The 11,522-nt window shown below is 65.1% G+C and carries 12 protein-coding genes; 9 read left to right on the forward strand and 3 right to left on the reverse strand.

The genetic code is table 11. The features are described from left to right. Positions 1 to 39: 39 nt before the first annotated feature. Positions 40 to 930 carry a LysR family transcriptional regulator gene (locus tag AC07YS_RS23965; RefSeq protein WP_070061881.1) on the reverse strand — a complete coding sequence of 297 codons (891 nt, stop codon included), beginning with the start codon at positions 928 to 930 and terminating at the stop codon, positions 40 to 42. A 286-nt stretch (positions 931 to 1,216) separates the two neighbouring features. On the opposite strand from AC07YS_RS23965, the gene AC07YS_RS23970 reads away from it, so the two are divergent. Continuing rightward, positions 1,217 to 1,585 carry a hypothetical protein gene (locus tag AC07YS_RS23970; RefSeq protein WP_062478764.1) on the forward strand — a complete coding sequence of 123 codons (369 nt, stop codon included), beginning with the start codon at positions 1,217 to 1,219 and terminating at the stop codon, positions 1,583 to 1,585. 85 nt (positions 1,586 to 1,670) lie between these two features. On the opposite strand, the gene AC07YS_RS23975 is transcribed toward AC07YS_RS23970, so the two are convergent. Together AC07YS_RS23975 and hemB are read right to left on the reverse strand one after the other, a co-directional pair. Next, positions 1,671 to 2,813, reverse strand: coding sequence for a magnesium transporter CorA family protein (locus AC07YS_RS23975; RefSeq protein WP_495268048.1), 1,143 nt, complete (start codon positions 2,811 to 2,813; stop codon positions 1,671 to 1,673). A gap of 75 nt (positions 2,814 to 2,888) precedes the next feature. Next, positions 2,889 to 3,902 carry a porphobilinogen synthase gene (hemB, locus tag AC07YS_RS23980; protein ID WP_235944285.1) on the reverse strand — a complete coding sequence of 338 codons (1,014 nt, stop codon included), beginning with the start codon at positions 3,900 to 3,902 and terminating at the stop codon, positions 2,889 to 2,891. A gap of 337 nt (positions 3,903 to 4,239) precedes the next feature. Between hemB and AC07YS_RS23985 the strand changes: the two genes are divergently transcribed. The 8 genes from AC07YS_RS23985 to fusA all read left to right on the forward strand — a co-directional run bounded on the left by AC07YS_RS23985 (position 4,240) and on the right by fusA (position 11,488). Then, positions 4,240 to 4,668, forward strand: a complete 429-nt coding sequence (locus AC07YS_RS23985) for a CopD family protein (protein ID WP_062478845.1) — start codon at positions 4,240 to 4,242, stop codon at positions 4,666 to 4,668. 18 nt (positions 4,669 to 4,686) lie between these two features. Further along, complete coding sequence (locus AC07YS_RS23990; RefSeq protein WP_495268049.1) at positions 4,687 to 5,799, forward strand: VanZ family protein; 1,113 nt, start codon at positions 4,687 to 4,689, stop codon at positions 5,797 to 5,799. A 21-nt stretch (positions 5,800 to 5,820) separates the two neighbouring features. After that, positions 5,821 to 6,174 carry a (2Fe-2S) ferredoxin domain-containing protein gene (locus AC07YS_RS23995; protein ID WP_095950244.1) on the forward strand — a complete coding sequence of 118 codons (354 nt, stop codon included), beginning with the start codon at positions 5,821 to 5,823 and terminating at the stop codon, positions 6,172 to 6,174. 70 nt (positions 6,175 to 6,244) lie between these two features. After that, positions 6,245 to 6,877 carry an alpha/beta hydrolase gene (locus tag AC07YS_RS24000; RefSeq protein WP_070061889.1) on the forward strand — a complete coding sequence of 211 codons (633 nt, stop codon included), beginning with the start codon at positions 6,245 to 6,247 and terminating at the stop codon, positions 6,875 to 6,877. Positions 6,878 to 6,917: 40 nt separating this feature from the next. Further along, positions 6,918 to 8,087 carry a D-alanyl-D-alanine carboxypeptidase family protein gene (locus AC07YS_RS24005; protein ID WP_062478853.1) on the forward strand — a complete coding sequence of 390 codons (1,170 nt, stop codon included), beginning with the start codon at positions 6,918 to 6,920 and terminating at the stop codon, positions 8,085 to 8,087. A gap of 202 nt (positions 8,088 to 8,289) precedes the next feature. Beyond that, positions 8,290 to 8,667, forward strand: a complete 378-nt coding sequence (gene rpsL / locus AC07YS_RS24010) for a 30S ribosomal protein S12 (protein ID WP_013543948.1) — start codon at positions 8,290 to 8,292, stop codon at positions 8,665 to 8,667. A 147-nt stretch (positions 8,668 to 8,814) separates the two neighbouring features. Next, the gene (rpsG, locus tag AC07YS_RS24015) at positions 8,815 to 9,288 is read left to right on the forward strand and encodes a 30S ribosomal protein S7 (RefSeq protein ID WP_007829591.1); all 474 of its coding nucleotides are present in this window, start codon (positions 8,815 to 8,817) and stop codon (positions 9,286 to 9,288) included. A gap of 97 nt (positions 9,289 to 9,385) precedes the next feature. Further along, a complete protein-coding gene (gene fusA, locus AC07YS_RS24020) occupies positions 9,386 to 11,488 on the forward strand; it encodes an elongation factor G (RefSeq protein WP_062478855.1) in 2,103 nt (700 codons plus the stop codon). The last annotated feature ends 34 nt before the right edge of the window (positions 11,489 to 11,522 follow it).

The following is an 11,522-nucleotide window of genomic DNA, read 5'->3' on the forward strand; positions in this document are numbered from 1 at the left end:
TTCAAGAAAAAAGCCCGGCAGTGCCGGGCTTTTTCATTTCTATTTCTTGGCCCCGACCCGGGTCTGCAGGAAGTCGAGCAGTGCGCGCAGCGCCGCGCTGTTGTGGCGCCGTTGCAGGTAGGCGGCCGACAGCCACATGTCCTTGCGCGCATAGCCTTCGAGCACCGGCACCAGCTCGCCGCTGTCGATGTGCGACTGCACGAGCAGCGAGGGCAGGTAGATCACGCCGAAGCCGCGCATCGCGACGCGGATCAGCGGCGCGCCTTCGGTGCAGTCCATGCGGCTCTTGACCTGCACGTCCAGCGGCTGGCCGTTGTCATCGAAGCGCCACGCGGGCTGCGTGCCCAGCAGCGAATGGGTCAGCGCCTCGTGGTGGGCGAGCTCCTGCGGGTGCGCGGGCTTGCCGTGCTTCTTCCAGTAGACCGGCGAGGCGCAGACCACCATGTGGATGAGCCGCAGCTTGCGCACGATGAGGTTGGCGTCTTCCACCGGGCCGCTGCGGATGTCGACGTCGATGCCTTCCTCGGCGAGGTCGACGGTGCGGTTGGTCAGCTGCAGGCTGATGCTCACGTCGGGGTAGTGGCGCATGAAGTCGGCCAGCAGGTCGGGGAACTCGCCGTTGCCCATGCCGTGCGGCGCCGAGATGCGCAGCCGGCCACCGGGCTGGCTGGCGCGCTCCTGCAGCTCGGCCTGGGTGAGCTCGACCATTTCGAGCATCGGCGTGCTGCGCTCGAGCAGCAGCTGGCCGGCGTCGGTGAGGCTCACGGAACGCGTGGAGCGGTTGAGCAGGCGCACGCCGAAGCGGGTTTCGAGTTCGGCGACGTACTTGCTGACCGTGGCCTTCGACATGTCGAGCCGCTTGGCGGCCTGGGAGAAGCTGCCGTGCGAAGCGACTTCCCGGAAGGTTTTGATCAGATCGAGACTGTCCATGTCAGTGAAACCCGTTGTTTTTCGCGAGGGAGCGCGGTGTGCCGATTCTCGGGGGTTTTGCCGGATAGGACCGGCGCGGGGTTCTGGTGTAAGCCGGAAGCAGTCAGGCGCCTTGCGCCCGGTTTTTTTGCGTGCACGACTTTGTTGACTGATTGTTTCGCTACAGGAAACACCGTGTCTCTGAACCGAGTGTTTTCCCGAAGGAATTCCGGCTGACACTCGCCGCACAGGCGAGCCAACGTGCAAGCCTGGTGGACATCCATCTAGCCGAACACAAGGAACAGACATGAAGACCTCGCACATTTTCGCAGCCGCCGCCCTGACCCTCCTGGCCGCCACCGGCGCCCAAGCCGAGACGTACCAAGGCGTGACCCAAGTGATCTCGTCCAAGAGCCGCGACGAAGTCAACGCCGAAGCCCAGCGCACCGCCGCAGCCCCGAACCAGAACGTCGTGCGTGGTTCGCGCGGCGCGGAAACCGTGGCCGTGTCGAAGGACCGTTCGATCGTCGAAGCCGAAGCCATCCGCACCGCCTACGCTCCCGACCAGAACGTGACCTCGGGTTCGCGCGTCAACAGCAAGGTCATCTCGACCATGGTGAACCCGATGGACGCACGCGTTCAAGCCCAGCAAGGTTCGGGCGCCGTCGCCAAGTAATTGGCCGCGAAGCCAGCCGCCTTCCGGGGCGGTCAGAGCTGACCAGAAAAAAGCCACGCATTTGCGTGGCTTTTTTCATGGGCGTTCAGCGCGTGCGGGCCAGGTAGCGCTTGCGCCAGAAGATCAGGACCAGCAGCACCGCGATGACCAGCATGGCCGACATCGCGATCCAGAAGCCGTCCGCCTTGTGCACCAGCGGGATGAACTCGAAGTTCATGCCGAAGATGCCCGCGATGAGGTTGAGCGGCAGGAAGATGGCCGTGAGCACGGTCAGCACCCGCATGATGTCGTTGGCCCGGTGGCCCTGGACGCTGAAGTGCATCTGCACGGCGGTCTCGGCGTTCTGCTCGAGCCGGTGCACGTGGTGCACCACGCGCTGGATGTGCTCCAGCACGTCGCGGCTGCGCACCATGATCAGGTCGCGCTCGCGCTGCGCGGTCTCGCCCTGCGGCACGGGCAGGGTTTCGAGCGAATCGATCCAGTCCTGCATGGCGGCGCGCTGGTCTTCGCAGATCTCGTCCAGGCGGTGCAGCGACTGGCGCGCCTCCATCAGCGCGCTCCAGTTGGTGAAGCGGCTGCGCGGGTCGATGAGCTCGGTCTGCCAGTGGTCGAGCTGCTTCGTGAGCTCGCGCCGCATGTCGAGGTAGCCGTCGACGATCAGGTTGACGATGCGCAGCATCAGGTCGGCGGGGCTGGCCGGCAGGCGGGCCGAGGTGGCGCGCACGTCGAGCGCCGGCGTGCCGCGGTCGTCGGACGAGGCCGCCGCCAGCAGCCGGGCGGCGAAGGCGTCGCGCACCGTGCCGTCCTCGGGGTGCACCGACAGCAGCACGCGGTCGAACACCGCGAAGCCGACCGGGCGGGTGTCGATGCGGCGCAGCACCGGCGGGCCGCCGCGCGACGGGCGTTGCGGCGGTGAGGGTGAGGGTTCGGCGCTGTCCTGGCCGTTGCCCGTGGCCAGGCGGCGGAACACCAGCACGTCGTACAGCGAGGTGTAGTCGTAGTGCGAGGGCAGCTGGTCGTTGAGCAGGTCGGCCACGTGCAGGTCGACCAGCTGGGTCTGGCACAGCGTCTGCAGGATCTGCTGCACCTCGGGCTGGGCCGCGCGGAATTCGTCGCGCGTCAGCGAGATCCAGAGGTAGCTGGCGGCGGCGCAGGCGCCCGGCACGGCCAGCGGCGCCAGCGAGGCGTGCTCGCTGACCTGCGAGCGGCTGATTTCGAAGATGCGCATGGACACTCGCCCCCGGTGGTTCTTCTTCCACGCCAGAAGTGCCGTGGAGGTGCGGCAGGTATGCCGCAGTAGCTATTATTTTTGTAGCAACCGGGCGGCGTCAAGCGCGAAGTAGGTCAGCACGCCGTCGGCGCCGGCGCGCTTGAAGGCCAGCAGGCTTTCGAGCACCACGGCGTCGTGGTCGAGCCAGCCGTTCTGGGCCGCGGCCTTCAGCATGGCGTACTCGCCGCTCACCTGGTAGGCGAAGGTCGGCACGCGGAACTCGTCCTTCACGCGGCGCACGATGTCCAGGTAGGGCATGCCGGGCTTCACCATGACCATGTCGGCGCCTTCGGCGATGTCGATGGCGACCTCGCGCAGCGCCTCGTCGCTGTTGCCCGGGTCCATCTGGTAGACCTTCTTGTTGCTCTTGCCGAGCGTGGCGGACGAGCCGACGGCGTCGCGGAAGGGGCCGTAGAAGGCGCTGGCGTACTTGGCGCTGTAGGCCATGATGCGCGTGTGGATGTCGCCGCGGGCTTCGAGCGCGGTGCGGATCGCGCCGATGCGGCCGTCCATCATGTCGCTCGGTGCCACAATATCGACGCCAGCTTGCGATTGTGTGAGTGCCTGCTTCACAAGCACTTCAACGGTCGCGTCGTTGAGGATGTAGCCGGTGTCGTCGAGCAGGCCGTCCTGGCCGTGGCTGGTGTAGGGGTCGAGCGCCACGTCGGTCATCACGCCCAGTTCGGGGAAGCGCGCCTTGAGCGCGGCCACCACGCGGGGAATCAGGCCGTCGGGGTTGAAGGCCTCGTCGCCTGCGGGCGTCTTGAGGCTGGCGTCGATCACCGGGAACAGCGCCATCACCGGGATGCCGGCCTGCACGCACTGCTCGGCCACGGGCAGCAGCAGGTCCAGGCTCAGGCGGTCCACGCCGGGCATCGAGGGCACGGCGTCGCGGCGCTTCTCGCCTTCCTGCACGAACACCGGGTAGATCAGGTCGTTCGTCGTCAGCGCATGCTCGCGCACCAGGTTGCGGGTGAAGGCATCGCGGCGCAGCCGTCGCGGGCGGCCGGCGGGGAACATCGCGAGCGGGGAAAATGGTGACGTCATATATCTAAAATTGTGCCTGAAGCGCGAAATCGCAGCCCAGCGCTGCTGGAGGCAAGTTGTCTGACAACTACGGAAATTAATAGAACTTAAGTTCTAGATTTTTGTTGTAAAAGTCAAAGAAACTGCCTCAATCGCTTGAAACCTTGTTTCGTCTTTGTTAAATTCTGAAGCGGGCGGCTTGCCGCTCCCCGCTTTTCCTCCCTGAGCGGGTGCCTTGATGTGTGACAGCAAAAGGGCTTCCCAGCCCGACGTGAAGACGTCGGGCTTTTTTTTGCCCGAAACCTTGGCAAAGGGCCCCGAAGAGGGGCCAGTGTGCAGCCACCACTAAACTGCCGCCATGCTCTGGGTCAAATCTCTTCACATTGTTTTCATTGCCAGCTGGTTTGCCGGGCTGTTCTATCTGCCGCGCATCTTCGTCAACCTGGCGATGGTGCCCCCCGAGTCGGTCGCGGAGCGTGAGCGCCTGCTGCTGATGGCGCGCAAGCTGCTGCGCTTCACCACCTTCCTGGCCGTGCCGGCGCTGGTGTTCGGCGCCTGGCTCTGGCTGGGCTACGGCATCGGGCGCGGCCCCGGCAACGGCTGGATGCACGCCAAGCTGGCCCTGGTGCTGGTGGCCATCGGCTACCACCATGGCTGCGGCGTGCTGCTGCGCCGTTTTGCGGCGGGCGGCAACCGCCGCAGCGACCGCTGGTACCGCTGGTTCAACGAGTTGCCCGTGCTGCTGCTGCTGGGCATCGTGATCCTGGTGGTGGTGAAGCCCTTCTGAGCCCGTGTGACGGTAGACATGCCGCACAAGTCTGCCGCGCTCCCCCTGGCGCTGGCCTATGCGGCGCTGATCGTCTATGCCAGCCTGTACCCCTTCGCTGACTGGCGTGACCAGGGGATCGCGCCCTGGGCCTACCTGTCGGCGCCCTGGCCCAAGTACTGGACGGGTTTCGACTTCGGGGTGAATGTGGCGGGCTACGTGCCCTTCGGTTTTCTGTGTGCGCTGAGCGTGCTGCGCACGGGCAGCAGTCACAGTGTGTGGCGTGCGCTGTTGCGTGCCACGGCGGCGGGCGCGGCGATCGCGTTTGCCATGGAGACGCTGCAAAGTTATCTGCCGGCGCGCATTCCTTCCAACGTCGACCTGGGGTTGAACACCGCCGGCACGGTGCTCGGCGCGGTGCTGGCCGCGGCGCTGGAGCGGCTGGGTGCGATCGCGCACTGGAGCCGCGTGCGCTCGCAATGGTTCGTCGAGGACGCACGCGGTGGGCTTGTGCTGCTCGCGCTCTGGCCCTTTGCGCTGCTGTTCCCCGCCGCCGTCACCTTCGGCCTCGGCCAGGTGTTCGAGCGGCTGGAGACGACGATTTCCGAGTGGCTGCTCGACACGCCCTTCATCGACTGGCTGCCCGTGCGCCAGTTCGAGCTGGAGCCGCTGGTGCCGGCCGTGGAGCTGCTGTGCGTGATGCTCGGCGCGCTGGTGCCGTGCCTGCTGGGCTACCTGGTGGCGCGCAACGTGGTGCAGCGCGCGGTGCTGCTGCCGCTCATCCTGCTCGCGGGCGTCGCGGCCTCGGCACTGTCGGCGGCCATGAGCTACGGCCCCGAGCATGCGTGGGCCTGGCTCGATCTGCCGGTGCAGGTCGGGCTGGCCGCGGCGGTGTTCGCGGGCGTGCTGCTGCTCTTTGCGCCGCGCCGGCTGTGCGGGGCGCTGCTGCTCATGGGGCTCGTGCTGCAGCTGAGCCTGCTGAACCAGGCACCCGAGAGCGCCTACTTCGCACAGACCCTGGCCACCTGGGAGCAGGGCCGCTTCATCCGCTTCCATGGCCTGGCCCAGTGGCTGGGCTGGGGCTGGCCCTTCGCGGTGCTGGTCTACGTGGTGGCCGCGCTGTCGCGGCGCCGTCGTCCGGCGCCGCCCTGAGCGCGCTCATAAAATCGGTCGATGCCCAGCACCACTCCCGCCGCGCCGTCCGGCTACTACGGCCGCCACATCTTCTTCTGCCTGAACGAACGCAAGAACGGCGAAGACTCCTGCGCCCTGCACAACGCGCAGGAAGGCTTCGACCGCTGCAAGGCCAAGGTGAAGGAGCAGGGGCTCGCCGGGCCCGGCAAGGTGCGCGTCAACAAGGCCGGCTGCCTCGACCGCTGCGCGGGCGGACCCGTCGCGGTGGTCTATCCGGAGGCGGTCTGGTACACCTTCGTGGACGCCGAGGACATCGACGAGATCGTCGAGTCGCACCTGAAGAACGGCCAGGTCGTCGAGCGGCTGGTGTTGCCGCCCGACGTCGGTCGCTGAACTTTCCCGCGGACCCCGTGCTCGTACCGTGCACGTTGCCGGCATCGCCGGCCCAGCCAACCCCAGCGCCATGAACTCCCAGACCGAAAAAATCAGCCTCCAGGGCGCCGCGGGCGTGATCGAGGTGCAGCGCGACCTGCCGTCGGGCGACGCGCGCGGCATCGCGGTGATCGCCCATCCGCACCCGCTGTTCGGCGGCACGATGGACAACAAGGTCGTGCAGACCCTGGCCCGCGCCTTCGTGTCCTGCGGCTGGACGGCCGTGCGCTTCAACTTCCGCGGCGTCGGTGCCAGCGAAGGCGCTCACGATGAAGGGCGCGGCGAGCTCGAGGACATGCTGCATGTCGTCGGCCAGCTCGCGCCCGAAGGCCAATTGGCCATTGCCGGCTTTTCCTTCGGTGCGTTCGTGGCCAGCTGCGCGGCCGAGAAGCTCTGGGCCGCACGCGACGTGCGGCAACTGGTGCTGGTGGGCACGGCCGCCTCGCGTTTCTCGGTGGCCACGCTGCCGGCCGAAGCGCACGAGCGCGCGCTGGTGGTCCATGGCGAAGCCGACGACACCGTGCCTCTCGCCGCCGTGATGGACTGGGCACGCCCCCAGTCACTCCCTGTCACGGTTATTCCGGGGGGCGGCCATTTCTTTCACGGACAATTGCCGCTGCTCAAAAGCCTGGTCGCCCGCCATCTGCGCGCGGGCACCGAATGAAAGCCTTTCAGGCTTGTTTTCGCCTCTTCCCACACTCTCCATGAATCGTTTTTTCACTGCGCTTCGCGCACTGGTGCTGACCGCTGCTGCCTCGGTTGGCGTGATCGCCGCCGCCCAGATGCCGGCCCCGCCTGAAATCGCCGCGCGCAGCTACCTGCTGCTGGACGTGACCGCGAACCAGATCCTGGCGCAGAAGGACATCGACAGCCCCGTCGAGCCGGCCTCGCTCACCAAGCTGATGACCGCGTACGTCGCGTTCGACGCGCTGCGCGCCAAGAAGATCACGCTGACCCAGACCCTGCCAGTGAGCCCGCGCGCCTGGAAGATGCCCGGTTCGCGCATGTTCATCGACCCCAAGATGCAGGTGCCGGTGGAAGACCTGATCAAGGGCGTGATCGTGCAGTCGGGCAACGACGCCACGGTGGCGCTGGCCGAAGGCGTGGGCGGCACGGTGGAGCACTTCGTCGAGATGATGAACGCCCAGGCCAAGGTGCTGGGCATGAAGAACACCACCTACAAGAACCCCGAAGGCCTCACGGCGCCCGGCCACACCACCACCGCGCGCGACCTGAGCATCCTGGCCACGCGCCTGGTGCGCGACTTCCCCGAGGAAGCCAAGTACTACGCCATCAAGAAGTACCGCTACCCAGGCACCCCGTCGACCAACGACACCAACCGCAACCTGCTGCTGTTCCGCGACCCGACCGTCGACGGCCTGAAGACCGGCCACACCGACGCCGCCGGCTACTGCATGATCGCCACCGCCAAGCGCGACTTCCCGAACCTGACCGGCGGCCGCCGCCTGCTGTCGATCGTGCTGGGCGCCAGCAGCGAAGCCGTGCGCGCCAACGAGTCGCAAAAGCTGCTGAACTGGGGTTACACGGCCTACGACGCCGTGCGCCTGTTCGAAGCCGGCCAGCCCGCCGCCACGCCCGCCGTCTGGAAGGGCAAGGCCAACGTGCTGAAGCTGGGCCGCCCCGAGGCCATCGTGGTCGCGGTGCCGACCGGGTCCGCCAGCAAGATCAAGACGCAGGTGTCGCGCCCCGACCCGCTGGTCGCGCCGTTCACCAAGTACCAGGCCGTCGGCTCGCTCAAGGTCACGCTGGACGACCAGCCCCTGGCGGACGTGCCGCTGGTCGCCCTGGAGCCGGTCGAGCAGGCCGGCGTCTTCGGCCGCGCCTGGGACGCCGTGCGTCTCTGGATCAAGTAAGAGACAGGAAAAAGAGGGCTGAAACGGGTGGTGGCGGGCGCTCCAGGCGCCTGACATTGCCATTTCAGACCTGCCTGCTATACTCGTGGGCTTTTCGGAATTTTCCGAAGGGTTTCACGTTTTCGTTATTCCCGGCTTCCTTGAGTCACGACCAAGGGCGGTTTCACCACCAAGGCTGGGTTGTTTTGGGACTAATTCATTCATGCCAACCATCAATCAACTGGTGCGTCAGGGTCGAACGGTCGAAAAGATCAATTCGAAGAGCCCTGCCATGCAGAACTCGCCGCAACGTCGCGGTGTCTGCACCCGCGTCTACACCACGACGCCCAAGAAGCCCAACTCGGCGCTTCGTAAAGTTGCCAAGGTCCGTCTGACCAATGGCTTCGAAGTCATCTCCTACATCGGCGGCGAAGGCCACAACCTGCAAGAACACAGCGTCGTGCTGGTTCGCGGCGGTCGTGTCAAGGACTTGCCCGGTGTGCGTTACCACATCGTGCGCGGTTCGCTCGACCTGCAAGGCGTGAAAGACCGCAAGCAGTCGCGTTCCAAGTACGGCGCGAAGCGTCCCAAGAAGGCTTAAGCCTTCCTGTCAGAAAACAAGCGGTGTTCGATGGCCTTGGCGGGCTTGTCGAACGAAGTGACCCAATGTCGGGTCGAGTAAGTGAGAGTCCTGACTGGCTCTCGCGGTATCGGAAACGATGCCAACTGAAGCAAAGAGGTTAGAAAAATGCCACGTCGTCGCGAAGTCCCCAAACGTGAAATCCTGCCGGATCCCAAGTACGGCAATGTCGAGCTGTCCAAATTCATGAACGTGATCATGGAAGGCGGCAAGAAGGCTGTTGCCGAGCGCATCATTTACGGTGCCCTCGACTTCATCGAGAAGAAGAACCCGGACAAGGACCCCCTCGAAGCGTTCACCGTTGCCATCAACAACGTGAAGCCGATGGTCGAAGTGAAGTCGCGCCGCGTTGGTGGTGCGAACTACCAAGTGCCGGTCGAAGTCCGTCCTGTCCGTCGCCTCGCCCTGTCGATGCGCTGGATCAAGGAAGCTGCCCGCAAGCGCGGTGAGAAGTCGATGGCCCTGCGTCTGGCCAACGAACTGATGGAAGCCACGGAAGGCCGTGGCGGTGCCATGAAGAAGCGCGACGAAGTGCACCGCATGGCAGAAGCCAACCGCGCCTTCAGCCACTTCCGCTTCTAAAAAACACACGTCTCTTGAGCGTTGGGGGTTGAGTACCGGGCGAAATCGTCCGTGCTCGACGCCCAGCGCTCAACGCATTTAAACCCGAAAGTACATCATGTCCCGCAAGACCCCCATCGAGCGCTACCGCAACATCGGTATCTCCGCGCACATCGACGCCGGCAAGACCACCACCACCGAACGTATCCTGTTCTACACGGGCGTGACCCACAAGCTCGGCGAAGTGCACGATGGCGCGGCAACGACCGACTGGATGGAGCAGGAACAAGAGCGTGGCATCACGATCACCTCGGCTGCCGTGACCTGCTTCTGGAAGGGCATGGACCACTCGTTGCCCGAGCACCGCATCAACATCATCGACACCCCCGGCCACGTGGACTTCACCATTGAAGTCGAGCGCTCGATGCGCGTGCTGGACGGCGCCGTCATGGTGTACGACTCGGTCGGCGGCGTGCAGCCCCAATCGGAAACCGTCTGGCGTCAGGCCAACAAGTACAAGGTGCCGCGTCTGGCGTTCGTCAACAAGATGGACCGCATCGGCGCCAACTTCTTCCGCGTTCGCCAGATGATGGTCGACCGCCTGAAGGCCAACCCCGTGCCGATCGTGATCCCGATCGGTGCCGAAGACAAGTTCCAGGGCGTGGTCGACCTGCGTCTGATGAAGGCGATCTTCTGGGACGAAGCCTCGCAAGGCATGAAGTTCGAAACGCGCGAGATCCCCGCCGAGCTGGTCGAGCTGGCCAAGGAATGGCGCGAGAAGATGGTCGAAAGCGCGGCCGAAGCGTCGGAAGAGCTGATGAACAAGTACCTTGAAGAAGGTGACCTGACGCTCGAGGAAATCACCCACGGTCTGCGCACGCGCACGATCGCCGGCGAAATCCAGCCGATGCTGTGCGGCAGCGCGTTCAAGAACAAGGGCGTGCAGCGCATGCTCGACGCCGTGATCGAACTGATGCCTTCGCCGCTGGACATTCCTCCGGTGCACGGCACGGACGACGACGAACAGGACGTGACCCGCAAGGCTGACGACGGCGAGAAGTTCTCGGCGCTGGCATTCAAGCTCATGACCGACCCGTACGTCGGCCAGCTGACCTTCGTGCGCGTGTACTCGGGCGTTCTGAGCAAGGGCGACACCGTCTACAACCCGGTCAAGGGCAAGAAAGAACGTATCGGCCGTATCGTGCAGATGCACGCCAACGAACGTCTCGAAATCGAAGAAATCCGTGCCGGCGACATCGCCGCTTGCGTGGGCCTGAAGGACGTCACCACGGGCGAAACCCTGTGCGACCCGAACGCCATGATCACGCTGGAGCGCATGGAATTCCCCGAGCCCGTGATCTCGCAGGCCGTCGAGCCCAAGACCAAGGCCGACCAGGAAAAGATGGGCATCGCCCTGCAGCGCCTGGCTTCGGAAGATCCGTCGTTCCGCGTGCGCACCGACGAAGAATCCGGCCAGACCATCATCTCCGGCATGGGCGAACTGCACCTCGAAATCATCGTGGACCGCATGAAGCGCGAATTCGGCGTGGAAGCCAACGTGGGCAAGCCGCAAGTGGCTTACCGCGAAACGATCCGCAAGACCGTCGAAGAAGCCGAAGGCAAGTTCGTTCGCCAGTCGGGTGGTAAGGGCCAGTACGGTCACGTCATCCTGAAGATCGAACCGCAGGAAGCCGGCAAGGGCTTCGAGTTCGTCGACGCCATCAAGGGCGGTGTGGTTCCTCGCGAATACATCCCCGCCGTGGAAAAGGGCGTTGTGGAAGCACTGACGCAAGGCGTGCTGGCGGGCTACCCCGTCGTCGACGTCAAGGTCACGCTGCACTTCGGTTCGTACCACGACGTGGACTCGAACGAAATGGCGTTCAAGATGGCCGCCATCTTCGGCTTCAAGGAAGGCGCCCGCAAGGCCAGCCCGGTCATCCTCGAGCCGATGATGGCCGTGGAAGTCGAAACGCCTGAAGACTACGCCGGCAACGTGATGGGCGACCTGTCCAGCCGTCGCGGCATGGTGCAGGGCATGGACGACATGATCGGTGGCGGCAAGCTCATCAAGGCTGAAGTCCCGCTGTCGGAAATGTTCGGCTACTCGACGACGCTGCGCTCGGCCACGCAAGGCCGCGCCACGTACACGATGGAGTTCAAGCACTACGCTGAAGCTCCCCGTAACGTCGCCGAAGCCATCGTGGCCGCTCGCTCGAAGTAAGTTTCAAGAATGTGGGGCCGCGCAGTGCGCGGCC

This window comes from Variovorax sp. GW458-11-26-14-LB1 (genome assembly GCF_059423965.1).